Below are 25,674 nucleotides of genomic sequence, written 5' to 3'. Positions count from 1 at the left end.
AACAAGGCCTAATTACAACACCCACCTTAGCATACGCAATGGGGGAAAATAGTAAATAGCCTGTAATACTGCTAGGTATAGATTTAACTATTCTTATTTACTTTCTTATTCTTCACTTGATCATCAAAGTCTAACAGCATCTGATTGTCTGTCAGTACCATCTCTTTTGGCGCAAAAATCTCGTCTCTATGCTGAGATATCCATTCACGCCATACAGCAAGCCCGATAGCTAGCACTACTGGTCCGATAAACAAACCTACAAAACCAAAAGCCGTAAGACCACCTAACACACCAATGAAAATAATAATAAAAGGAATTTTAGTCGCGCCACTAATAACGATAGGACGAATCAAATTGTCCACCCAGCTAATGACTAAGATTCCCCACAATGCTAAACCGATACCTTCTGTTGTATGACCTTGACTCAGCAGCCAAAGCGCTACCGCACCCCACGCAAATGGCGTACCAAAAGGTATTAGCGCTACCATGAAGGTCACAATCGTCAATAGAATAGGACTTGGTGATCCTGAAAAATAATAACCAATGCCCGCAAGCAGTGCTTGTGCCAATGCTGTTAGACCGATACCGTAAACTACCGCGCGGGTGGTCGTACCAACCGAATCAATATAACCATCAATTCGATTGCCAATGATATTGCGCAGAGCCTGACGAATCTGACGAACTAGGCTGGTACCATCACGATAAAAGAAAAACAAGGTCATTAGCGCCATGCCAAGTTTAGCTAAAGTGCTGAGCACCACGTCCAGTGCTACCTTACCATAGTACAAATGCGACTGAATCCACGCGCGGAATGCTTCAAGCGTACCTTCAGGGTTTTTATTAATTTGCCATAATATATCTTTGACCTGCTGACCGATTACCGGTAGCTCTTTGAAATAATCTGGTACATCGAGGTAGCCAACTTTGACACGGTAAATTAAGTTACTGTAGAGACTAAGCGCCTCTTGTTGCAAAATAAACACCCCTATTACTAATGGCACCCCAATAATCAAAGAGATACTTATCGTCATGATGGCAGCACTGAAATCTGGACTTAACCTGACTTTCTCATGAAAAAACTTATAAATTGGAAACGTAACGTAGGCCAAAATCGCTGCCCATAATGCAGGTACAATAAAAAACTGCACCACTTGAAAGCACAAAATAAATAGCATTACTAATAGTGTAATAGCGAGCAGGCGTTGAATTACAACTTCTTTTGTCCAGTTTTCAATCATAGCTTTTGAACCAAGAACTGACAGCAAAAACTTAGCACGCTTTTACTGCAAAATTTATAAATGTGTAGGCATCAGCCTATAGATGACGTCTATAAACTATATCCATATACGAGGACGTTGTTCAATAAATTTAAAGGTACTCAAACATCGATTTTTGTGATTAATACCGTCAACTATATCTTATTAACGGCGTAATAACTCACATACGATGACAAATAATTTGCTAACTAAAATTATCTACTCAACTGTGCTAAGTTAGTAAAAAAACTTAATTATGAGCACCTATTATGCAATAGCGTCCTGCAAATAAACAATGATGTGTTGTAATTTTTACTTACAATTTCGTTTTTATCAATTAAAAACGAACGTTTAGATGGTTTATAAAGATTACTGTTAAATACTCTAGGCTAAAACAACTGATGCGTCATCTGTAAAGGTAAATCACCGCTACGTTCTCGTAGGCTATAAAATTGATGTTATACTAAAGCTATTACTTTATTTTTTATAATACTATGCAAATTTTTCGTACAATATCCTGCGCAAATGCCAGCATTGTAGGTTACAAACATGCTATTAGTATTGATTAATTACCACCATTCTACGGAAAACTCTTAGAATACAGCCTAACATTTAAGGCAAAGTGCTTAGGCAGGGCATAACTGCTAGCACAATTCTACAGATATCTTGTTTTGGGCTAATAATAGTCCTCCAAATTTTCATTGATATATCTACAGGAACAATAACAATGTCAAAAGACACTGATAACTCTAACCTTACGGCAGAAAATTCTGCTAATACGACCAATATACCGTCCAACGCTGTCACCTTTGCTTTAGCTCAATCACATTTCTTAGTAGGTGATATTACTGCCAATGCTGACAAAATGCGTCAACTTGCTATTCAAGCGCGTGACCAAGGCGCTGACGTTATTATCTTTCCAGAACTAGCCTTATTAGGCTATCCCCCTCAGGATTTGCTATTGCGCCCAAGCCTATCTGGACGTATTAAAAGCGCCTTATCGACTTTGAGTGATATCCAAGATATTGTAATGATTGTTGGCTATCCACATGTTGATCACCATGGCACCTTTAACTCAGCAGCTATCTTACATAATGGCCATCAAAAAGGCTTTTATCATAAGCAGTTTTTGCCAAACTATGGTGTGTTTGATGAGCGCCGTTATTTTGATAAAGGGCGTAATCAAGTTTTATTTGATTATAAAGGCATTACTATCGGGTTACTTATCTGCGAAGATTTATGGGAAAAAACCCCCATTGCTGATCTTAAGCAGCAAGGCGTAGACCTTATTGTTAGTCTAAATGCTTCACCATTCGAAGTGGATAAGCAAAATGTACGTAAAGCCATGCTGACTAAGCGTAGCCGCGAGCATAAAATGCCGATTGTTTATGTTAATGCCGTTGGCGGTCAAGACGATTTAGTATTCGATGGTGGTTCTATCGTTACGCAAGCCGATGGCTCTATCGCTCACGAAGCATCGCGCTTTATGGATCAGTTAATGCTCGCTACCTTGAACGTTGACACTTGCAAGTTTGACACTCAATCCAAAGCACCGCTGACACTTAGCCGTGAGTCGGAGATGTATCAAGCTTTAGTCGTTGGATTACGTGATTACGTTAATCACTCAGGATTTACCGGAGTTCTCGTTGGTTTGTCAGGCGGTATTGATTCAGCCTTAACCTTATGTATTGCAGTGGATGCACTAGGTGCGGACAAGGTCTATGCCGTTATGATGCCTTACGAGTTTACCTCAAAGATTAGTTTAGAGGACGCCCAAGCACAAGCTCGCCGCTTAAATGTCTCTTATACGGTTTGCCCTATTTTTGATGCAGTTGAAGGTATTCGTCATACGCTAGCGCCGCTATTTAACAAGTCACCTGCTGATACTACTGAAGAAAACATTCAAGCACGTGCGCGCGGTGTCATCTTAATGGCATTGTCTAATAAGTTTGGACATTTAGTCATCACGACGGGCAACAAGTCTGAGATGGCAGTGGGCTACTCGACGTTGTATGGCGATATGGCTGGCGGCTTTGATGTCCTAAAAGACGTTTACAAATCGCAAGTTTATAACTTAGCAAGCTACCGTAACCGCTTAGAAGATACGCCAGTGATTCCTGAGCGCGTCATTACTCGCCCGCCGTCAGCTGAGCTGCGTCCTGATCAAAAAGATCAAGATAGCTTACCTGATTATGACGTATTAGATGGCATTTTAACCTTGTATGTCGATGAAGATATGGGTTATCAAGCGATTGTCGATAAGGGTTTTGATGCCGATATGGTCGCCAAAGTGATTAAGATGGTAGACAATAGCGAACATAAACGTCGTCAAGCACCGATTGGTACTAAAATTAGCCAGAGAGCTTTTGGACGTGAGCGTCGCTATCCATTGGTTAATAAATGGTCAGTCAATGGCTAAGTACTTAAAGCTTTAGTAAAACTATATTATTGACATCACTTTTTATTATTAGCTGGGCACTTGCTCAGCTTTTTTAGTAGCAGTACACTAAGTTTAAGTATTTTTTTTAAAGACTTTATTTGAGTAAGGCTATCTGGCATAGCATCTATCAATGTATAAACTATGACTGTGCTTAGTATTACTTATTATGCTATACCTTCATTTATTTTCAAACCTTCCTTCCTTTGAGTACTTCATGAGTCTGCTAACCGCTAGTATTTTTCTTCTTTTATTGCTTGCTTTGAGCGCCTTTGTTTCTGCTGCCGAAATTGCAATCGCAGCTGGTCGCAAAATTAAACTGCAAATCATGGCAAAAGAAGGAGAAGTCCGTGCACTTGACGTTCTTCATATGCAGGAAAACCCTGGTAGCTTTATCACTGTGGTGCAAGTCGTTCTAAACGCAGTTGCTATTTCAGCTGGTGCGGTGGGTGAGTCAGCAATCAGTCCTTATCTACAGCTTTTATTCAATAATGAAGCAGCGGCTTCCATTATATCGTTCGTACTAATCACGAGTTTGTTCTCTCTGCTCGCTGATTTGATGCCTAGACGCTTAGCGATGTCTAACACTGAGATTATAGCTGTACGGCTCGTACGACCAATGATGCTTTTAATTTTTATATTCAAACCAATTATCTGGATATTTGATGGCGCAGCAAATATCATTTTTGAGATGCTGGGCATATCAACCACACGTCAAGACGATATGACGCCAGAAGATATCTATGCAATGATGGATGCTGGAGCCGAAGCTGGTGTCCTTAAGAAGCAAGAGCATCACCTAATAGAAAATATCTTTGAGATGCAAGAGCGTACCGTAACCTCAGTTATGAATCCACGCGAACATATCGTTTATTTTGATACCAACACAAGCACTGAAAAAGTAGTCGAGGTCATGATTGAGCAACCACATAATAAGTTTTTGGTTTGCAGCGATGATGATTTAGAACATATTGTTGGTTATGTAGAGTCACGTAGTTTTTTAGCTTTAGTGCTTAATCAGCAAGAGGTCAGCTTAACAGACAAAGCATTACTGAAACCGGCGCTCTTTGTTCCTGATACTTTGTCGTTATTTGAAGTATTAGAGATGTTTAAATCTACTGGTGCTGACTTTGCTGTCATCGTCAATGAATATGCCATGGTGGTTGGTGTCATCACTCTCAAGGATGTCATGAGTATCGTCATGGGCGAGCTTGTCACTCTAGAAGATCAGCCTATTGTCCAACGAACTGATAACTCTTGGTTAATCGATGGTATGACACCAATTGAAGACGTGATTCGTGCTTTAGACATTGTTAACCTACCTCGTAACCAAAACTATGAAACCATTAGCGGCTTTATGATGTACATGCTACGTAAAATCCCTAAGAAAACTGACACTATCGAATATGCCAATTATCGCTTCGAAATATTAGATACTGATAAGTTAAAAATCAATCAAATGTTAGTGACCAAACTTGAAGAAACTGTGTAAGGGGCATGAAACCTTCTTTCGCTAATATAGGACTAAATGGCCTAACATACTGATTGCTAATGAGCAGATACTTTAATTCATTCACGTTCGCCAAATATTGCTGTGCCAACTCGTACCATAGTAGAGCCACTAGCAATGGCGGCAACCATATCATTACTCATACCCATACTTAGGGTATCCCACGAATGTAAGTCAGGATGTCTTTGCTTTACCTCTTCAAATAACTGTTTAGTGCGCTCAAAGGCATTGGTGTCAGCTTTGGCAGGAATAATCATTAAGCCTCGCAATTGCAGACGTTCGTATTCTTTGATAGCCGCTATTAAGTCTGGCAAATCCTCAGGACGACAACCTGATTTACTGTCCTCGTCATCTATATTTAGCTGAATTAACACGTTGAGTGGCGCCATACCTTCTGGACGTTGATCGTTCAAACGCTTAGCAATGATGTCGCGCTCAAGCGTTTGTACCCAATCAAAATTTTCAGCGATATCACGAGTCTTATTACGTTGAATATGCCCAATATAATGCCATACGATCTGCTCAGTTTCGGGTTGCTGTTGCAACGCTTTAATCTTTTCAATGGCTTCTTGAAGATAATTTTCACCAAAGTCACGCTGACCTCGCTTAGCTAATGTCGCAATCATGCTTGCAGGTTTGGTTTTTGAGACTGCGAGCAATTTTACCTTGCTGGATATGACTCTACTAGACTCTAGCTTATCAAATGATTCATGATCTGCTGTTAAATTATCTGCTTGTACACAAGCATCGCTAACTTGTTTATTCACCTGTTGCCAATTGGCAATCAAAATATCGTCATTCATATTATTCTCATCTTTATTAAAAATATTATCCACTAAATAGTGCTTAAACTGCACAATTATCAAAAAATTTAGGAAAGTGAACCGTTGGTCGCCTATATTTACATTTAATCTGTTTCTTTTATGATTAAATTTGACTATTATTGTTATTATATTGTTACTTTACCTAGCTTATGCTGCTAAAATTAGCATTGATTGTAAAAAGAGTAACTTCGATATTCTTATTCTATTAAATGCGGCCACTTAGCACTTTTACGTTGATACGGTTGTGGAAGCGCCAAAATAATTTTGATATAGAGCTACTTTGTTACTCGTTTTACTTACTGTATTGATTGATAGGAATGTTTGACCATGGCTGAAAAAGGCAATTTAAGCATCGAAGATCTGTTGCGATTCACTGTTAAACATAAAGCGTCAGATTTACATCTCTCAGCTGGAATGCCGGCCGTTATTCGAGCCGATGGTGAGATTACCCGTATTAACATGCCAGTGATGAGTCATCAAGCAGTACATCAGTTAATTTATGACATCATGAATGATAAACAGCGTGCAGATTTTGAGGAATTCTTTGAGACGGATTTTTCTTTTGAGATTCCAAATCTAGCTCGCTTTCGGGTAAACGCTTTTAACCAAAATCGCGGTGCAGGTGCTGTATTTCGTACTATTCCATCAGAAGTTCTAACCTTAGAAGATCTAGGCATGGGAGAGGTATTTAAGCGTGTATCGAACTTCAAACGCGGTGTGGTTCTTGTCACTGGTCCTACTGGTTCTGGTAAATCTACGACACTTGCTGCGATGATCGACTATATCAATGATACGCGTAAAGAACATATTTTGACCATTGAAGATCCTATCGAATTTGTCCATCAATCCAAAAAAAGCCTTATTAACCAGCGTGAAGTTCACCGTGATACCTTAGGTTTTGAGCCTGCATTGCGCTCAGCGCTACGTGAAGATCCAGATGTTATCTTGGTTGGTGAGCTACGTGACCTTGAAACTATTCGTTTGGCCTTAACCGCTGCTGAAACTGGTCACTTAGTATTTGGCACCTTGCACACCAGCTCCGCTGCCAAGACGATTGACCGTGTGATTGATGTTTTTCCTGCTGCTGAAAAAGACATGATTCGCGCAATGTTATCTGAATCTCTACAGGCCGTTATTTCACAGACGTTATTACCAAAACAAACCGGCGGACGTGTTGCTGCTCACGAAATTATGTTAGGTACACCAGCTATTCGTAACTTAATACGCGAAAACAAAATTGCCCAGATGTATTCCGCTATCCAGACTGGTGCTGGTGACGGCATGATTACCCTCGATCAAACGCTCAAAAATTTAGTGACTAAAGGTACTATTAGTAAAGAGGTTGCCCGACCTTATGCTAAGCAGCCTGAAGCGTTTATATAGTGCTGATGGCACCCAAATATGTTTTACAATATTGTTAACATTTTCACTTTATTCTCTTATAACACACTTTTAATTTGGATATGATATGGACTTCGACAAACTACTACAACTCATGGTTAAAAAGAACGGCTCTGATCTATTTATCACAGCTGGCGTAGCCCCTTCTATGAAAATAAATGGCACTATCTGCCCTGTGGGACAGGCGCCATTGACTGGTGAGCAAACGCTACTTTTGGTCAAAAGCCTTATGACCTACAATCAGCAAAAAGAGTTTGAAGACACTAACGAATGTCAATTTGCCATCTCAGATAAATCGCAGCTAGCACGCTTTCGTGTTAGTGCTTTTATGCAGCGTGATATGGCAGGGATGGTTCTAAGAAAGATTGAAAATAAAATACCAACGGTTGAAGAGCTGCGCTTGCCGCCCTCTCTAAAAGAGTTGGCAATGAGAAAGCGTGGTATTATTTTATTGGTAGGTGCAACAGGTACTGGCAAATCGACAACGCTTGCTTCAATGATAGGTCATCGTAACCAAAACTCCCATGGTCATATTATTACCATCGAAGATCCGATAGAGTTCGTACATGAGCACAAAGGCTGTATTATTACGCAACGTGAAGTTGGTGTCGATACTTTATCGTTTGAAGCAGGTCTAAAAAACACTCTGCGCCAAGCCCCTGACGTTATTCTAATCGGCGAGATTCGTAACCGAGAAGTTATGGATTATGCTATTCAATATGCTGAAACAGGGCATTTAGTTTTTGCAACGTTACATGCAAATAATGCCAACCAAGCTATTGATCGCATCATTCATTTCTTTGAGGCTGATCGTCATAATCAGTTATTCATGGATTTATCACTTAACTTACAGGCCATTGTTGCTCAACAACTTATTCCAACCCCAGATGGTAAAGGCTACCGCGCCGCCATTGAAGTTCTACTGAACTCGCAGCTAATTAGTGACTATATCCGTAAGGGTGAGCTACATGAAATTAAAGAAGTCATGACGCGCTCACGTGATAGTGGTATGCAAACATTTGATCAAGCGCTGTTTGATCTGTACGAAAATGGTGATATTACCTACCAAGATGCGATTAAACACGCTGACTCACCGAATGACTTACGCCTAAAAATCAAATTAAATAGTAAAAACGGTAGTAAAGATATTGATGAAAATGCTAGTGGTTTGTCTTTAAATATTGGCTAGTGGTTGTTTATTAAAGAAGCCTAAACGCTTAAAAATCTAAATGCTTAAACCAAAAACAGCCCTCAAATTGAGGGCTGTTTTTATTATAGTTAATGCTATTTACTACTTCGCGCTGTCTTTACATTCTTGATTATTACAAATACCGTATAGCACTAGCGAATGCCCAGATAGTTTGAAGCCGTGTTCTGCCGCTACTTTTAGCTGCTCTTCTTCAATGACTTCATTATGAAACTCGATAATCTTGCCACAAACATCACAAACCAGATGGTCATGATGCTCTTCTTGAGTAATCTCAAATACTGACAAGTTATTTTCAAAATTATGACGCTCAACGATGCCAGCTTGTTCGAACTGTGTTAGCACCCGATATACTGTTGCCAACCCTACATCTTCGCCTTGCTCAATTAGTGCCTTATACACCTCTTCTGCACTCATATGATGTAGCTCTGCGCGCTCAAGCAGCTCTAAAATTTTGATACGTGGTAAAGTTACTTTTAATCCTGCTTTACGTAAATCTTGATTGGTAAAAGAAGCCATAATGTCCCTTCTGACTATTAAAGTCTTAGCAAATAAAAACTCAAAAATAGATTATAAATAATTGTGATAGGTTAGCAGCTGCCAACTATTTGAAATAATAATATTGATAATTTAACCTAACATACCTAAATTATAGGTTGTCGTCACTTGATAGTATGACCATAAGCTTATGAATTAACACTATAAATCATTAAGTATATCAGGTAGCATTTGGTAAATAATGTCGTAAGTGGTAGGCAATTGCAAGTAAATGACGTATCATTTGTCCAAGATTGCCGGCAAGTCTTGCACCAAATGCACCTAGCCGCGCCTAACCCATTTTTGTGAGTCATCTTACCATGATAAAGCTATCAAACCGTCTTCCGCTTCGCCACCAATCGTTTAGCTACTCCAGTAGCCTGCGCAAACTTATGATTACAGCAACTCTTGGCGCCACTGTCGCCCTATCTGGTTGCTCATTGTTTAGCGTTTATAAAATTGATTTGCCGCAAGGTACGCCAATTACACAGACTCAAGCGCAAAAGTTAAAAGTAGGAATGAATCAAAACCAAGTGTTGTATATACTTGGCAGCCCAGCTATCAAAGATACATTAGCGCCCAATCGCTGGGATTATATTTATGACTATCAAGCGGGCACAGAAGGTGAGCGTAAAGGTATAGCAAATGTTAAAAACGCCAGCCAGCATTTGATTATTTACTTTGATGCAAACGGTATTGTCAACCGTATTGAAGGTATGGAAACTCTACCTCAGTCTTAACTGGTCGCTGCTACTTTTTCTTGCCTCTACTTTTGCGCTGAGACATGGGATCAGCGCTTAAGCTACGATATACCTCAATTCGATCCAATGGTTGTAGTATGTAGCTTATGGGTTGCTTCTGTGCATAAATACCAACATGCCAGAGCTTAGCAGCAGGTGTTTTGATATCTACCACCTGCTGACACCACAACGCCAACTTAGGAAACTGAGCCAGCCAGCCAGCCTGTTCCAGTGCTTCATATAACGTCGTACCTTCAACCACTTGCAACGTCATATAATGTTGCTGTTGTATATCCTCAGCATAGGCCAAATGCACTGTTATCATGAGTGGTATTTTAGATATTGCCTCCGTTAACTCAACCACAGTATCATCCAACCTATCAATGCTAAAATCAATGCTAACGGTACAACAAGGCGAATAGCTACTCGCCATAAATTGTATAGGGCTTCATTGCCAAAGTTTAAAGATTTACGCAGATGACTGATCTTCATACGCCAACCAGCAAATACAGATAGCAATAATACTGCTACGCTACTAATCACAACCAGTAGACCAACCAACCAAGACGTCGGTACCACTATCACTAACAGCAAACCTACCGCCAACGTAATAAGCAAGCTGACCAATAATCCAAATTTATGCGCCAGTTGCTGAGCACTGTAATGCAACAGATAGCTTGCTACGAACAATACTCCAGCCCAGTATAATAATTGTCCAATGGGTGGCAACGCCAAGCCACTACTTAATAATGCTACAACCCCAACAACCAGCTGTAGTATCCAAATCGGTAGCACCAGTTTAGTAGCTCGGTAAACGTTAGCAGCTTTAGGAGAATTCGAACTAGCTGCGTTTAGATTGCCGGACTCTACTGCCGTTATCGTCTGCTTGGCGACCAAATGCTGACCAAACCAATACAGCCCCGTACCTGCCCCTACACTTACCAAAGCAAGTGCAACAGCACGCGCCCATTCAGTCAGGCTGATATTAGTCATAGCAAATTCAACTTGCGGTAGACCACCTGCCAATCCCATCATCAAACCTACAACCATCAAACCCAAACCTATTGGTAAAGGTGCGACACCGAGTAAGCTGAGCAATAATGCAATGACCATTAAGCCACCAGCGACTGCAAAGCTCGGTAAGTTAGGTGCACTATTAAGATCAATTAAAGCGGCTAATATAGCGCTGCTCGCTCCTGATATAACGAGGGCGGCAATAATAATCGCTACTATCGCTGCTAACCAGCCAAAACTACGCCATAACGGACTAGCATCAGCCTCACGAGTGAGTTTCTGCATGCCCGCTAAGGGTGCCTCAACGCTACGATAGGCTAAAGCTATCTCTGCATAAATGACTGGCAATGATACCAGCACCATCGCAAATAACCAGAGTAGCCAAAAGTCTATCTCACCAATTGAAGCTGGTGCAAACCAACGAAATAGCAATAGCGGCAACAATGCTGCCATAAAATAAGAGGCATAGCGGATCATCATAATCTCAATCCAAACGATCTAAAGTGAATAATAATAAAATGTAATAGTACAGGCCAATTATAAGACGCTGTATGATTTTCTATAATATAGGGGATATGCACCTATAAAAAAACCCCGAAAACGGGGTTTAATAACTAAATGAAAGCTACTTAGTGAATGGCGCTAACATAGTCTGACAAAATACGGATATCACGATCTGACAGTCTTGCTGCTACCGTCTGCATCATACCCATTTCGCCTTCTTTCGCTCCATCATTGACACGTTTTTGGTCATCGCTTGCAATATCATCTACACGGCCAGCAGCGCGGAACAATTTCAGTTGAGTAGCGATATATTCAGCATGCTGTCCACCCAAACGTGGAAAAGCGGCAAACTCATTACCAGCAGCATCGGGACCATGACAACCAGCACAGCCAATCACACCGCGTGATTTGTCGCCGCCCAAGTACAGCTTAGTCGCTTCTTGGTTAGTCGCAGGATTACCAAAACCTACACCCCAAGGTGCTTGGCTAGAATAATATCCTGCCACGTTAGCAAGGTCTTGCTGGGACAAATTGGCAACCTGTGACTGCATAATACCGTTTTTACGATACCCTGACTTGAAGTTGACCAATTGCTTATATAAGTACTTTACATTTTGACCGCCAAGATTAGGCTGGGCTGGAATGGCACTCACACCGTCAACACCGTGACAGGCAGCACATACCGTTTCTGCAATTTGTTTACCTGCATTAGCGTCATATTCAGGAACAGTGATAACAGCTTGTACGCTGAAACTTGCAACACATAAGCTGGCGGCAGCGATTAACTTTTTCATTGATACAGATCCTACTAACTCGCCGTAAGCATTATCTAGATTGATTGTATTAACAGGACACTCAAAAAATCGTAAGAGCACACCTACAGTTCGATAAGGTAACTCATACGATTTGAGGTCTTAATAACAAGCAGCCTGAAAGTACTTACTAACATCAGGGTTTATTTGCAATTATTATAGCAAGACTTTAGATGATTTGCCTACTTAATCACAGCATCTAACTGTTTTTATCTCAGCACAACCTCACTATATATCTAGTAAAACAAAAAGCGCTATCCGTTATCCTAACGTGCGCTCTATTTTTTACGTGCGTATGACTAACTGGGGCTCTTATTTACTTACTCATATATTCAATAAGTTTGCGATAATCATCATCACTACAGCTATCACATAATCCGCCTGCTGGCATCTGAATCATGCCCCCTTTTACAGAGTCAATCAGGGCGGGCATACCTTTTTTCTTGATTAACTGCTGCCATTGAGCGCTATCGCCTTTCTTGATAGCATTCAATGCGCCACTGTCATGACAAGCCGCACATGAGTCTTTGTAAGTTGACGGAATATCAGCTGCCGCATTACTACTTGTCATAGCCATACTTAATACAAGTGCAGCCACACTACCGCCTAAGGCTCGCCCTATTTGAGTAAGATTAATATTTAATAACCGCATACGATATCCCCTTTGGCTAAATAACTACGGAATACTCATTTTTACAATTGTTTGATGAAAAAACTTATTAATGGAAGCTGCAATAGAACGCTTATTTTTCTTGCCATTATCATGCACTTCTATTACATCTTATATTGTAACGATATATGTCGAGTTAAAATAGTGTCATCGCGTTTAGCATTAGTAACGCTTGACGACCGTGTCAATAATTTTTGCTAAGCCATAATTCACTTTAGTGTTATGCTGTTATAAATATAACGACAGTACTAAGTAAGGCAATGAATAAGTCATCGTATCGCTACTAGCTTATTTAGATACTTATTTATATTAAAAAATACTCCAAAGCCTATATAATTACCTTTACAACTTATCATTTATTTTTCTTTAGCCTGTTTTGCATTACTACCCCAAATTCCGTTTTAAACTTTTTGATTGTTAATGAGTCATTTATGAGTACCCCGTTTAAAGATGTTGCCGCTGAACATGCGGCGTTTAATACCAAAGCCCGTCATCGCATTCAGCAAACTGAGTTTATGACGTCAGCGCCTACTTTTCGCCTTTGCCCGCCTGATATCGGGTTAGAGGTCGCTTTTGCAGGACGCTCAAATGCGGGTAAATCTTCCGCTATCAATGCGTTAACCAATCAGCGCCAACTTGCACGCTCATCAAAAACGCCTGGTCGTACGCAGATGATTAACTTTTTTAATATTGGTGATGCCGATAGGCGTTTGGTCGATTTGCCAGGTTATGGCTATGCAGCCGTACCACTTGAGATGAAAAAAGAATGGCAAGTGGAACTGGAAGAATATTTAGTATCGCGCTCAAGCCTTGCAGGTCTGGTGCTGATGACCGACATTCGCCATCCACTCAAATTCTTTGATGAGCAAATGCTACGTTGGGCAAAAGAGGGTGAGCTGCCCGTTCATATCTTATTAACGAAAGCAGATAAGCTGAAGTATGGTGCCTCTAAAAATGCTTTGCTTAATACACGTAAAAGACTGAAACAACTGGGTTTGAACTGTACGATCCAGTTATTTTCAGCTTTAAGAAAAGAAGGCCTTGATGAATTAGCAGGCGTTATGGGCAACTGGTATGAGTATCAGCTTGAAGCCGACAAAATTATCGAGTCCTCTTTTGCGTTACTAGAAGGCGCTGAGCTAGAAGACGCAATCGAAAAAGATGCTGTCCAGCAAAGAGATAGCTCTAAAGAAGAAAGCAAATAAATCTCATAGTATTTAATAAAAAAAGGGCTAACCTCGTTGAACCGACCCCCATAATTTGTGTCCAACTTATGGGGGTCAGTTCAGGTTAGCCCTTTTTTTATTATCATTTTTTATTATTTAAGCTGGTTTTTACTTAAGCACATAATAGCTCAACCAATGCTTCTGGCGTATCGACCTGATACGTGGGCTGCTGTGCGGCAAGCTCCACGCTGGTCGCGGTACCATAATTTACGGCGATACTAGTCATCCCTAGGCTACTTGCCATTTGAATATCATAAATACTATCACCAATAAATACCGCTTCAGATATTTGCTGCTGTGTGTGGTTTAAGATATCAGTAAGCATTTTCGGATCAGGCTTAGAGCCAGATTCGTCAGCGCAGCGGGTTATTTCAAAATAACGATGACTATCAGAGGCGTCTAGTACTCTATCAAGCCCTCGTCTTTTCTTACCAGTTGCTACAGCAAGCTTACGACCCTGCTGTTGCAACGTTTGCAACATGTCTTCTATAGGGGTGAAAAACGGTGTGCGATGACTATTAGGAATATAATAATCAGCATAACTCTGTTGAATGGCCAGCCTTTGCACATCGTTTGCCTGCGGGTATAAAATTTCAATACCATTCATTAAGCTAAGACCGATAATATCCTTCACATCTTTATCATTCGTCTGAAAACCATGTGCCTCTCCAGCCACATGCATAGACTCAACGATTAAACCAATTGAGTCCATCAAGGTCCCGTCCCAATCAAAAATAACTAGGCTCTTATCTGCCAAGTTGTGATTAAATTTTTTACTCATGACTTTACCTTAGCGAATGGCAATAACTATTGGACATACTGAGTTACAGATACTAAAACGTCACGCTAGCTTATTTGATGAAAATAAATAAGTTATTGTGACGTTTTTTAGCGTTTAATAATTAAATTGAACTTAAAGGCGAACGCTTGAATATTATTCAGGTAATTTGGTATCCTCTGGCAACCAATCTGCCATATCGTCTGGTAGCGGTGCGGTAATGGTTTTATAACCCGGAATATCTAAGCGCCACGCATGTAGACACAGACGATGAACGCCTGATTTGTCATGTACATGATACTTATCATCACCCAAGATAGCATGACCGATATGAGCTAAATGTACCCGAATTTGATGCGTGCGCCCTGTTAATGGCTTAGCTTCAATCAAGCTCACCGGCTGACCGGCAAGCATAAAACGGCTATGTACAACAATATCAGTTTGGCTTTCTTTAGCTTGTGGATCTTGGGCATCCACTTTGACGCGGCGCTCACCGCTAGTAAGTGTATAACGTAGTAATGCTGCATCAATGCGCTGCTCATTGAGCGTAGGCTGCCCTTTAGCGAGACATAGATAGTGCTTTTGGATGGTCTTATCTACTAGATGCTGCTGTAATACTTTCAGTGCTGAGCGCTTTTTAGAAATCATTAGCAGCCCTGAAGTATCTTTATCGATACGATGGATCAGCTCTAGATATTTTTTACCAGTCACTTCACGCATGGCTTCAATAACACCAAAATCAAGACCGCTACCACCATGCACCGCGATGCCAGACGGCTTATTGAGCACTAGCAATCCATCGTCTTCGTAAACTACACGTTCTAGCAGGCTTTTAGCAAACTCAGCACTGATAATCGGTTTCTCACGAGTCGCTAGCTGTACAGGTGCAATGCGTACTACATCATCACGCTCCACTCTATCATGCGCTTTACAACGCTTATTGTTCACTCGAACTTCATCTGAGCGAATCATTTTGTAGATATGAGATTTTGGCAAACCCTTTAGGCGGTTTAACAAAAAATTATCCAAGCGTTGGTCGTGCTGATGGCGTGTTACTTCAAGGTAATTAACCTTTCCGAAGTTACTAATCTCATCATCAGCGCTTTGCGGACGAGTTTTGCTATTAAAGATAGCAGGGGCTTCATGGATGGGCGCGTCGTCAGTCATTTTTGAATTTGTCATTTTTAGTTAGGTATTTACAGAAAGATTTGTTATAGTTTAGCATGTTGAGCGCCAATTAAGCAGAGGCTGTGGCAATAATAACCATTGTCCTGAACAACTTATCGCCATCTTTATTACTTGCTAGTAACGAGGCACCCGTTGTCAATCACGCTAATTTTGCACGCATCATCTAATTTTTAGAGCAACATGCCTAGTAATACATAGCATAGTGCCCAATAAATGGTATTTATACCAAACATAATCGTATTGATAATACTGACAAACATGTCCATTTATCAAGCGATAGCAACACACAACTACTCATTTAGCGCACGACCACGACTTGATTTGTAATCATGTAGGCAAGCGCAGCTGAGTAAGTGATGGTAGTCCAAAGTTAAGAGTTTAGAGCTGCCTGAATATTGGCGGTCAAACAGATATAATAGATATCACATAGAATGTATACCCTACCGAGCTGATGAGCCGGTTACCTATTCTGTTTGCCAAGTACGCCCCGCTGAATAACAGCGCAGTGGCACTCATAACCTAAGACACCAAAATACATAGATGTTATAAAATAATAGATAAAATAATTGAATTGATTTGAGCTAATATTAAGAGGTTTGCCGAATTTAAAGTTTAGAAAATAAACAGAATGGCGAATTAATTGTGACCACGTGGCAGGCGCTTTAATAAACCCTTACAAAGTATATTAAACGCACTTCACCACTTTAGATGTTAATAACTTTTATAAAGCTTACGATGACAATGTGTTAATAGTCAGTCCTCTGAGCCTATACAAAACAATTAGCATTAGGGGTTAATACTTTAGGCGCAATCATTGATAGCAGTTAAAGTATTACAGTAGATAACGTTACAGCCTTACACTCTGTATCCAGATTATTTAGAACAATCATTTTAGTATGCTTAAACACAGTTAGTAAGTTTTGAGTCAGTCGCAAGCAATTGATAGATAGTCTGTCATTTGACCGCCACTTAATTCAATCCTTTTATTTATTCAATATTATCCGAGCTTTGTGCTCAACTGATATCTTGTATTTTCAGCTAATCTCAATATTAGCGTCACTTGCCACTGCTACTTTACTTTGATTATTTTTATATTGATTGCTGTCCAATTGACAGTCTGGATAAACCGTTAATGCTTTTCATCATAAAAGCCGCTTAACATCAGAGTTTTCAGTTCAGAATCATTCAATATAATGTCTTTCTTGTCGTTGTCCTGTGTACTCATAGGATAATAGTATGAAACGCATTCTGATTAACGCCACTCAAAACGAAGAAATTCGTGTCGCCTTATGTAAAGGCAACCATCTTTACGATTTCGATTTAGAAAACCGTACCCGCGAGCAAAAAAAATCCAACATTTATAAAGGTCATGTGACCCGTGTCGAGCCGTCGCTTGAAGCAGTATTCGTTGAATACGGTTCACAGCGTCAAGGGTTTTTGCCTATTCGTGAGATTTCTGCCGAATACCTTAGCGGCAATCCACGTGATGAAAACATCAAAAAACTTATCAAAGAAGGCGATGAGCTAATAGTCCAAGTCGAAAAAGAAGAGCGCGGCAATAAAGGCGCTGCCCTATCGACTTATGTATCATTGGCTGGTCGCTATCTTGTATTGATGCCAAATAACCCTCGTGGTGGTGGTATCTCACGTCAAATCTCTGGCAAACTACGCGAAGATATGAAGCGTATGCTGAGCAATCTTGATTTACCTAAAGGCATGAGTGTTATCATTCGTACTGCAGGTATTGGCAAGACCCAGGAAGATTTGCAACACGATCTCAACCATTTGCTTAACATCTGGCAAGCTATCCAAGAACAAAACCAAAAGTACCCTTCACCGCGCTTAGTTCATCAAGAAGCAGGCGTTGTCACACGTGCAGTACGTGATTATCTACGTGATGATATCGCTGAGATTTGGATCGATAACGAAAACGCTTACATTGAAGCGGCAGGATTTATTGATGCAGTCATGCCAACACAAGCAGACAAACTCCGTAAATATACGGACTACGAGCCTATGTTTGCGCGTTTTAATATTGAAAAGCAGATTGAGACAGCCTATCAGCGTGAAGTACGTTTGCCATCTGGCGGCTCTATTGTCATCGACCAAACTGAGGCCTTAGTTTCAATTGACATTAACTCCGCTAAGTCTACTAAAGGTTCAGACGTCGCTGAGACCGCGTATCATACCAATTTAGAAGCAGCCGATGAGATTGCGCGTCAGTTACGCCTACGTGATATGGGTGGCTTGATTGTCATTGATTTTATTGACATGAATGACAATAAGCATCAAAAAGAAGTCGAAAAGCGTCTAGTTGATGCGACCAAATATGACCGTGCTCGTGTCCAATTTGGTGAGATATCCAAATTTGGTTTGATGGAGATGAGTCGTCAACGTCTGCGCCCATCATTAGAAGAGTCTACCGGTTACATCTGCCCACGTTGCCACGGCAATGGTATGATTCGTGATCTGCGCTCACTATCGCTATCTATCATGCGTCAAATTGAGCAAATCGCTCTTAAAGAGCGTCAAGGCGAAGTGCAAGCGGAAGTACCTACTGATATCGCTGCGTTCTTATTGAATGAAAAACGCGACAGCTTGGTTTATCTCGAACAAGACAGCGGCACACGTATTACTATCCTGCCGCATGCTCATCTAGAATCGCCTAACTTTAAACTACACTTCAACCGTGATGGTTTTGCACCGACAAGCTATGAGCGTATTACAGATACTCAGCAACAAGAGCATAGCGACCTTGGTTACGATGTCGATTGGCAGACTGCGGAAAAAGAACGTCCTGAGCAGCAACCTACTCGTCAGCCACGTAAGACAGCTGACAATCAAGGCAGTCAAACAGACGATCGCTCAAACAATCAAAATAGCGGCCGCTCACAGCCAGCAGCTAGTGGCCAGAGTAACAACCAAAACTCTAGCTCAAGCACTGAAACAAAGAGCGCAGCTAGCCATAGTAATAATCGTAATCAAAATAACAATAATAGCCAAAGCAACAATGAAAGCACCCAAGTCTCTTCAACGCGTGCTGCTACAAATAACGTTCCGCTAAAAAACCAAACGACCCCTACTTCTGTAGCCACTCAGTCTGTACCTGCTGCGCAGCCAAAAGCTGTCGCTTGGTTATCTAATCTGTTTGCCCAAGCGCCACAAGCACAAACTGCAAATAGTATTAGTAGTCGTGATGCAGCGGAAGCTATTGAAGCGTTAGTTAATACTGGTGCCCAGAGCTTAGGTTCGTTCGGTCAAGTTGATAATACGGCATTGGATAATAACCAACGTCCATCATCAACGCAGGATAGTCATCAGCAAAACGTACGCCCACAAGACGACAACCATGCTCAAGCTGTAACTCAGCAGTCAAGAGGCAGTGCTGACAATGACAGTGATAATGGCGACGATAATAAAGACAGCAATGGCGACGACAGAAGAAAGCGTAAGCCACGCAAATCAAGATCATCTAAGCCGCGTCAAAGAAAAGAACAACGCGATGACAATGATAGTGTAGATAACAGCACAGACAGTACAAATGACAGCACTCAGTCTGATACACAAAATAAGCGTGAGCACGACAATAAACGCGGTAACGATCGTAATCGTAATCGCCAAGACAACCGTCAGGACAATCGCCAGCATAATCGGAATGATAGCGAAAGTCAGGACGATACTGCCACTGAAGAGCAATCTCGTACGAAGCGCAAACCACATAGTCAGCGTAACTCACGTGGTAAGCTTGAACGTGGCGAGACCTTAACAGCTGACAATAATGCGAAGCAAAGCAATCAACAATCAGCTACGAACGGTAAGTCGCAGGCAAGTGCTCGACGCAACCAAGATCCTAACGAAGTCATATTACAGGTCAACGAAGCGCCGACTAAGCTTAAAGCATCAGAAGTGGTACATCTGTCTTTAGATGATAGCAAGTCTGGACAAACGGCGCATAAACCTACGGATATGCAAGAAGCTGAGCCTAATGTAGCTGTCGATGATAAAGACCTAACGGCTACACCACGTAATGACGATAAGTCGAAAGAGACAGTAACCAAAAAGGTTGAGAGCACAGATACCGACACGGTTAAAACCGAATCGACTGAACGCTTAGCCGACGAAAAACAACAGAGTAACGAGCACAAAGCAAAGCCAACTGAGGACAATAAATCATCGGTTGAGCAGAGTGAAAAAGTCTCTGATGCTAAAACAATCGCTACAGAATCGGTGAAAGAGTCAGCACAAGCGTCAGAAACGGCTAAAGCAGATACGACAAAAGCGTCAGTCGATGCTCAGCAATCTGACGATAATAGTGAAGTTGAAGCAACTAGCAGCACTAAAAGTAGCACTGCAAATAATAGCAATGCAGACACTAATAGTGATGTAAACAGTAATAGTGAGGTAGACAACAGCAAGACAAAGAATGGCGCTGTACTCACGCTTACTCATGATGCATTATTTGCTACACGTTATGTGGCCGCTCAGAAATTCGGGCAAGCAAGCAATGATCCTCGTGTAGTACGTCGTCAGCAGTCAGCACCAGTAGCTGAGTCAGATGCTAAAGCAAGCACTGTAGCAAGCACCGTACCGACTACTATTCGCGGTACTGTTGGTGAGTTCATTCATGCGACGTTAGCAGATGCACAAAGCCGCTTAGCGGATAATGGGGTGATTAGTTGCTTCATTGATGCTATTGAGGCGCATACTCAGCAAGCCAAACCTGCTGCTGTTGAAGTTGGTGACGTTGATAGTGTTAATGATAAAACTTTTGACTTTAGCAACTATGGTTATCAGCCTCTAGATGCTGATTACTTGACTCGCTTTGATGCGATGACCCAAGCAGTCAGTCAGTTTGCAGCAGCGCAAGGTAAAACAGAGGTTGCACCACGTGCTATTGGCAAGCGTGCTAGCAATGACCCACGTGGACAGCATCCTGATTATCATGCTGACGAACCAAAGCAGGCGACATTGAACGTTCCTGATGAGTCGCTTGTGGAGCCAAAATCAGATACTCAATCTCAAGAGATAGTAGAGATTAATGCTGCTGAGACGTCTGAAATGGCTGAGACTGTCAACGATGCTCCATCTGAAACTGCTGAAACTGCTGAAACTGCTGAAACTGAGAATGAGGCTATTCAAGCTGACAATGGTCAAATTGATGCTCATGAAACTGAAGCAGCAGCATTGACCAGTGAGGTACAAGCAGACGATATCAGTACTGAAAGTGAGCAATTACTAAAAGCTGATCAAATGCTAGAAGAAAACAAGGCTGTTGAGCTTACTGACTCTATCAAAGAGGACAGTCAAGCCGGTAAATCTAAGACGACTATTGCCAGTTATAAAAATATGATTGAAAGTGTCGCTGAGCAGCTGCTGCCACAAACTGGCATGTTTAATTTGACCACGCCAAAGGTTCCAAAAGCACGCAGTCGTAAACCAAAGACTGACCACGTGAAGCCAACACAAGCTGAGAAATCAGAAAATGATAATTCAGATAGCGAAAGTTAATTATTAGCATTAATATAAGATGACTTTCATAGCCATCTTATACTTAACCATAGAAAAAGCCCCAAAGTTACTCATAACTTTGGGGCTTTTTTTTAGATTTTTATAACCTATATCTAACGCTTTTCCGACTCATTTAATAAAGTATTAAGGAATAAGTCAAAAGATTATGAACCCTACAACATGATAAATTCTGGCACTGTAGTAGATAAATATTATTAATGGGCCGAAGCTCCGTTGTTACCGCGTAATTTACCAACGATAGTAAAAATACCAACAACGACAGCACCAATGATGAAGCCAATCAAACCATTTAATAGCGTAGTAGTCACACTTTCAAAGATACCTGTTAAATCTGCTAAGTCCTCTACTCCATGTTGCAAAAAGCTAATGCCATGAACTAAGATGCCACCACCGACTAAGAACATCGCTAACGTGCCAGCGATAGATAAGAATTTCATCAGTTTAGGCGCAGCAGCAAACATCACTTTACCTAGTTTTTGTTTAAAACTACTTTCTTGTTCCATTAAATGTAAACCTGCATCATCTATTTTGACAATACCAGCAACTAAGCCGTAAATACCGACGGTAATACCAATCGCTAGAATAGAAAGCACAAGACTACGTTCTAATAGTGTGGCGCTCGCCGTCGAGCCTAGTGCAATCACAATAATCTCTGCTGACAAAATAAAATCAGTACGTATAGCGCCTTTGATTTTTTCTTTTTCAAACGCTACCAAATCCACTGTTTCATCAGCATTGGCCTGCCGGCGCGCATTCTGTTCCTCATCATGCGGCAAGGCATGCGGCCAAAACCGATGTATAACTTTCTCAGCACCTTCATAAACCAAAAATAACCCGCCACACATCAATAGAAATGTGATTAACGGCGGATAGACAGCACTAATAAGTAGCGCAGCTGGTACTAAAATAAGTTTATTAACAAATGAACCTTTCGCTACTGCCCAAACGACTGGTAGTTCTCGATTTGCTTTGACACCTGTGACTTGTTCAGCGTTAAGCGCGAGGTCATCACCCAACACGCCAGCAGTTTTTTTGGCTGCCACCTTGGTCATAACTGAAACATCATCTAATATCACACTGATATCATCGAGTAGGGTTAATAAACTGGCACCTGCCATGCTCTCTCCTTAGCGTAAAATCGCTTAAATATTGAATGGGTATGAAAGTTGCTTCTTATAATAGTCATCAACACTAATAAATAAGTGATAAATAACAATGATAAGTAGCAACTAAGGTAATTGCTAATATTAGTTAATAATATTTACTGTAGCCTACTTAGCTACTGCGATATATGAAATAGTAGGAATGTAGCTTATATTACTTTTTTGTTTATCTCTAACCAAATTATTAGTTAGCTGAATTTTGGTTTTGGCTGTCATTTATAAAAATATGTTAGTATATGGCACTTTATTACTATTGATGTTATGACTTATTTTTACTTTATAATCAAAATGATAATAATCCATTGTAATGATTAGCGTGTTATATCTTAGAGGTTATATACTTAATTTCTCATGTATTAAACATCTCATAACGCCCTTTTTAATATAAACTTTAATGCTCAAATCGTGATTAAGCGCGCCTGCCTATAGGAAATGCCGTATGTCCTTACCCTTTATATCTACCATTGCAAAACCTGCGAATACTCTTGCTCGTCACAAGCTGTCACAAGCCATAATAAGTGCACTATTGGTAGTTGTCGCGACAGGTTGCTCAAACAACACTGCTGATGCAACTAGCAAAACTACTGCGGTAAGTAGTACCAAAGCAAGTAGTGCTACCAGCTCTTCTAAACCTGCTGCTGATGCCAATAGTGACCAGTCGGTCGTCAAATCATTACAAGCAAACCTAAAAGCGTCTGGTATTGAAGAAAAAATTATCTCAGCAGTAGCGACAGATATGGAGGGTATTTACTGGGTGACCGCTGAAGGATTGCCAGCATTTTTTACTGATAAATCAGGCAAGCACATTATCCAAGGGCAAATCATCTCTGTTGGCCAAGGAGAGCCTGTTGATATTAGTGGCACATTAGTTGCTCGCACAGCGCAAGATGCTCTTAAAGCTGTCGATAAAAAAGACATGATTATTTATCCTGCGAAAGGCGAAACTAAATCAATTGTCTACTCCTTTACCGATGCTGACTGCCCTTATTGCACCAAGCTACATTCAGAAATGGACGAGATTAATGCCTTAGGGATTGAAGTACGCTATTTAGCATGGCCTCGTAGTGAAGGAAGTATTCCAAAAATGGAAGCAATCTGGTGTAGCGAAGATCGTGTTGCCGCGATGAATCAGGCTAAGTCAGGCGCCAATTTATCAGGCCCTAGCTGTGACAGTCCAGTACAAGAGCAAATAGCACTTGGGGCACGTCTTGGCGTACGCGGTACGCCTGCCATCTTTACCGAGTCTGGACAACAAATCGGTGGTTATTTACCAGCCGCGCAATTGGCACAAACAGCGATTGATGCAAGCTAGTCGTTTGCCCTGATATTGTTGACTTTGGTGGCAGTCAGTTTGGGTAGACGCAGCAACTGCTTGTCGGTATGATACGGTGAAGCGCCACATACATATGGCGATATCACTAAAGCTAACACCAGCGAAACGACATCTATTTTCTATTCAATCATCTAATTTTCTGAGGATACTGTGAGTAAATCCATCAAACTAGCGATACTTGGCCTAGGTACCGTCGGTACTGGCGTGGTCAATCTAATTAATGACAATTTAGCCGAGCTTAAGCGTCGCAGCGGACGCGAAATTATTATTACTGAAGTCGGTACGCGACGTCAGCGTGATGATATTGATCCTAGCATTATCCAAAATGACGACTTAATGGCGATAGCGGCTAGTGATAACGTTGATATTGTCATCGAAGTGATTGGTGGCACAACTTTGGCCAAAGACATTATTATGCATGCTATCAAAAATGGTAAGCATGTAGTGACCGCCAATAAAGCCTTACTTGCTGAACATGGTAATGAGATATTCGCTTTAGCCGAAGCACATGATGTGCATGTGGCTTATGAAGCAGCAGTGGCAGGTGGTATTCCTATTATTAAAGTCATGCGTGAAGCGCTTGCAGCCAATAAAATCGATTGGCTGGCTGGCATTATTAATGGTACGGGCAACTTTATCATGACTGAAATGCGTGATAAAGGCCGTCCATTTGAAGACGTCTTAGTAGAAGCACAAGAGCTTGGTTATGCAGAAGCTGACCCGACATTTGATGTCGAAGGTATTGATGCTGCGCACAAGCTTGCACTACTCGCCTCTATCGCTTTTGGTATTCCGCTACAGTTTGACAAGGTATATTGTGAAGGTATTACTGGTATCACCTTACAAGACGTAAACTATGCTGAAGAGCTAGGTTATCGTATCAAGCATTTAGGCTTTGCCGTTCGTAGAAATAATGAAGATGGGCAACAAGGCAGTGCTGGTATTGAGCTGCGTGTACATCCGACGCTTATCCCGCAAGACGCTTTACTTGCCAATGTCAATGGCGTAAAGAACGCTGTATTGGTTAATTCGCATCCACTTGGGCAAACGCTTTATTGCGGTGATGGCGCAGGTGCAGGCGCAACTGCCTCAGCAGTGATGGCAGATGTTATGGATCTTGTACGCGTGTTGGGTACAAACGATCATAGCCAACGTAGTCATCATGTACCACACTTAGCCTTTATGCCTGAGCAACTCTCTGACACGCCAATATTACGTGCAGAACAGATGACGACTGGCTACTATTTGCGTGTGCATGCTTATGATAATCCAGGCGTGTTAGCAGATATCACACGTATCTTGAGTGATGCTGGTATCAACATTGATGCTATTTTACAAAAGCCTGCGCACAAACTCGGCCAAGTACCTGTCATTATCTTGACGCTACCAGTAGTTGAAAGCCAAATGAATCTAGCCATTGCCAAGATTGAAAAGCTTGCTGCGGTCACTGACAAGGTTGTGCGTATTCGTTTAGATGAACTGGCACAATAAACCTGTATAGTTGATTGTTAATTAAAGCCACCACTTGAATTTTGATTTATTAGT

Annotated in this window: 19 protein-coding genes; 9 read left to right on the top strand and 10 right to left on the bottom strand. The window is 41.2% G+C overall.

Features of this window, described 5'->3' with window-relative positions; all coding sequences use genetic code 11:
* Nucleotides 1–83 precede the first annotated feature (83 nt).
* Complete coding sequence (locus AK825_RS01735; RefSeq protein WP_068034212.1) at nucleotides 84–1,238, bottom strand: AI-2E family transporter; 1,155 nt, start codon at nucleotides 1,236–1,238, stop codon at nucleotides 84–86.
* Between the two features lie 745 nt (nucleotides 1,239–1,983).
* Here AK825_RS01735 and AK825_RS01730 point away from each other — a divergent pair.
* Both AK825_RS01730 and AK825_RS01725 read left to right on the top strand, forming a co-directional pair.
* Nucleotides 1,984–3,675 carry an NAD+ synthase gene (locus tag AK825_RS01730; protein WP_068034210.1) on the top strand — a complete coding sequence of 564 codons (1,692 nt, stop codon included), beginning with the start codon at nucleotides 1,984–1,986 and terminating at the stop codon, nucleotides 3,673–3,675.
* Between the two features lie 235 nt (nucleotides 3,676–3,910).
* A complete protein-coding gene (locus AK825_RS01725; RefSeq protein WP_068034208.1) occupies nucleotides 3,911–5,185 on the top strand; it encodes a hemolysin family protein in 1,275 nt (424 codons plus the stop codon).
* A gap of 77 nt (nucleotides 5,186–5,262) precedes the next feature.
* Here AK825_RS01725 and AK825_RS01720 read toward each other — a convergent pair whose 3' ends face one another.
* Nucleotides 5,263–6,006, bottom strand: a complete 744-nt coding sequence (locus AK825_RS01720; protein WP_068038889.1) for a YggS family pyridoxal phosphate-dependent enzyme — start codon at nucleotides 6,004–6,006, stop codon at nucleotides 5,263–5,265.
* Nucleotides 6,007–6,354: 348 nt separating this feature from the next.
* Here AK825_RS01720 and AK825_RS01715 point away from each other — a divergent pair, with 348 nt between their 5' ends.
* Both AK825_RS01715 and AK825_RS01710 read left to right on the top strand, forming a co-directional pair.
* The gene (locus tag AK825_RS01715) at nucleotides 6,355–7,410 is read left to right on the top strand and encodes a type IV pilus twitching motility protein PilT (protein ID WP_068034206.1); all 1,056 of its coding nucleotides are present in this window, start codon (nucleotides 6,355–6,357) and stop codon (nucleotides 7,408–7,410) included.
* Between the two features lie 85 nt (nucleotides 7,411–7,495).
* Nucleotides 7,496–8,617, top strand: coding sequence for a PilT/PilU family type 4a pilus ATPase (locus tag AK825_RS01710; RefSeq protein WP_068034204.1), 1,122 nt, complete (start codon nucleotides 7,496–7,498; stop codon nucleotides 8,615–8,617).
* A 102-nt stretch (nucleotides 8,618–8,719) separates the two neighbouring features.
* Here AK825_RS01710 and fur read toward each other — a convergent pair whose 3' ends face one another.
* Entirely contained in the window at nucleotides 8,720–9,154 is a 435-nt protein-coding gene (gene fur / locus AK825_RS01705) for a ferric iron uptake transcriptional regulator (RefSeq protein ID WP_068034202.1), read from the bottom strand.
* A 323-nt stretch (nucleotides 9,155–9,477) separates the two neighbouring features.
* Between fur and bamE the strand changes: the two genes are divergently transcribed.
* The gene (gene bamE / locus AK825_RS01700) at nucleotides 9,478–9,912 is read left to right on the top strand and encodes an outer membrane protein assembly factor BamE (protein WP_082787136.1); all 435 of its coding nucleotides are present in this window, start codon (nucleotides 9,478–9,480) and stop codon (nucleotides 9,910–9,912) included.
* Nucleotides 9,913–9,922: 10 nt separating this feature from the next.
* Here bamE and AK825_RS01695 read toward each other — a convergent pair whose 3' ends face one another.
* The 4 genes from AK825_RS01695 to AK825_RS01680 all read right to left on the bottom strand — a co-directional run bounded on the left by AK825_RS01695 (nucleotide 9,923) and on the right by AK825_RS01680 (nucleotide 12,894).
* Nucleotides 9,923–10,276, bottom strand: coding sequence for an RnfH family protein (locus AK825_RS01695; protein ID WP_227514099.1), 354 nt, complete (start codon nucleotides 10,274–10,276; stop codon nucleotides 9,923–9,925).
* Complete coding sequence (locus tag AK825_RS01690) at nucleotides 10,264–11,406, bottom strand: hypothetical protein (RefSeq protein WP_068034198.1); 1,143 nt, start codon at nucleotides 11,404–11,406, stop codon at nucleotides 10,264–10,266. Before AK825_RS01690 ends, AK825_RS01695 begins: the two co-directional genes overlap by 13 nt.
* A gap of 149 nt (nucleotides 11,407–11,555) precedes the next feature.
* Entirely contained in the window at nucleotides 11,556–12,224 is a 669-nt protein-coding gene (locus AK825_RS01685) for a c-type cytochrome (protein WP_068034196.1), read from the bottom strand.
* 334 nt (nucleotides 12,225–12,558) lie between these two features.
* A complete protein-coding gene (locus AK825_RS01680; protein ID WP_068034194.1) occupies nucleotides 12,559–12,894 on the bottom strand; it encodes a c-type cytochrome in 336 nt (111 codons plus the stop codon).
* Nucleotides 12,895–13,343: 449 nt separating this feature from the next.
* Between AK825_RS01680 and yihA the strand changes: the two genes are divergently transcribed.
* A complete protein-coding gene (yihA, locus tag AK825_RS01675) occupies nucleotides 13,344–14,117 on the top strand; it encodes a ribosome biogenesis GTP-binding protein YihA/YsxC (RefSeq protein ID WP_068034192.1) in 774 nt (257 codons plus the stop codon).
* Nucleotides 14,118–14,250: 133 nt separating this feature from the next.
* Here the strand turns inward: yihA and AK825_RS01670 are convergent, their stop codons facing one another.
* Both AK825_RS01670 and AK825_RS01665 read right to left on the bottom strand, forming a co-directional pair.
* Nucleotides 14,251–14,919 carry an HAD-IA family hydrolase gene (locus tag AK825_RS01670; RefSeq protein WP_068034190.1) on the bottom strand — a complete coding sequence of 223 codons (669 nt, stop codon included), beginning with the start codon at nucleotides 14,917–14,919 and terminating at the stop codon, nucleotides 14,251–14,253.
* A 153-nt stretch (nucleotides 14,920–15,072) separates the two neighbouring features.
* Nucleotides 15,073–16,083, bottom strand: coding sequence for an RluA family pseudouridine synthase (locus tag AK825_RS01665; protein ID WP_068034187.1), 1,011 nt, complete (start codon nucleotides 16,081–16,083; stop codon nucleotides 15,073–15,075).
* 1,257 nt (nucleotides 16,084–17,340) lie between these two features.
* On the opposite strand from AK825_RS01665, the gene AK825_RS01660 reads away from it, so the two are divergent.
* On the top strand, nucleotides 17,341–21,612 hold the full coding sequence (locus AK825_RS01660) for an Rne/Rng family ribonuclease (RefSeq protein ID WP_068034185.1): 4,272 nt from the start codon (nucleotides 17,341–17,343) through the stop codon (nucleotides 21,610–21,612).
* A 215-nt stretch (nucleotides 21,613–21,827) separates the two neighbouring features.
* On the opposite strand, the gene AK825_RS01655 is transcribed toward AK825_RS01660, so the two are convergent.
* Nucleotides 21,828–22,751, bottom strand: a complete 924-nt coding sequence (locus tag AK825_RS01655) for a DUF808 domain-containing protein (RefSeq protein WP_068034182.1) — start codon at nucleotides 22,749–22,751, stop codon at nucleotides 21,828–21,830.
* A gap of 484 nt (nucleotides 22,752–23,235) precedes the next feature.
* Between AK825_RS01655 and AK825_RS01650 the strand changes: the two genes are divergently transcribed.
* Together AK825_RS01650 and AK825_RS01645 are read left to right on the top strand one after the other, a co-directional pair.
* Nucleotides 23,236–24,108 (top strand): DsbC family protein, encoded by an 873-nt coding sequence (locus AK825_RS01650; RefSeq protein ID WP_068034179.1) that lies wholly within the window; start codon nucleotides 23,236–23,238, stop codon nucleotides 24,106–24,108.
* Between the two features lie 171 nt (nucleotides 24,109–24,279).
* Nucleotides 24,280–25,620, top strand: coding sequence for a homoserine dehydrogenase (locus tag AK825_RS01645; protein ID WP_068034176.1), 1,341 nt, complete (start codon nucleotides 24,280–24,282; stop codon nucleotides 25,618–25,620).
* Nucleotides 25,621–25,674: the final 54 nt, after the last annotated feature.

This window comes from Psychrobacter sp. P11G5 (assembly GCF_001593305.1).
Taxonomy (GTDB): Bacteria; Pseudomonadota; Gammaproteobacteria; order Pseudomonadales; family Moraxellaceae; genus Psychrobacter.
This window is presented reverse-complemented; position numbering and strand designations above follow the sequence as displayed.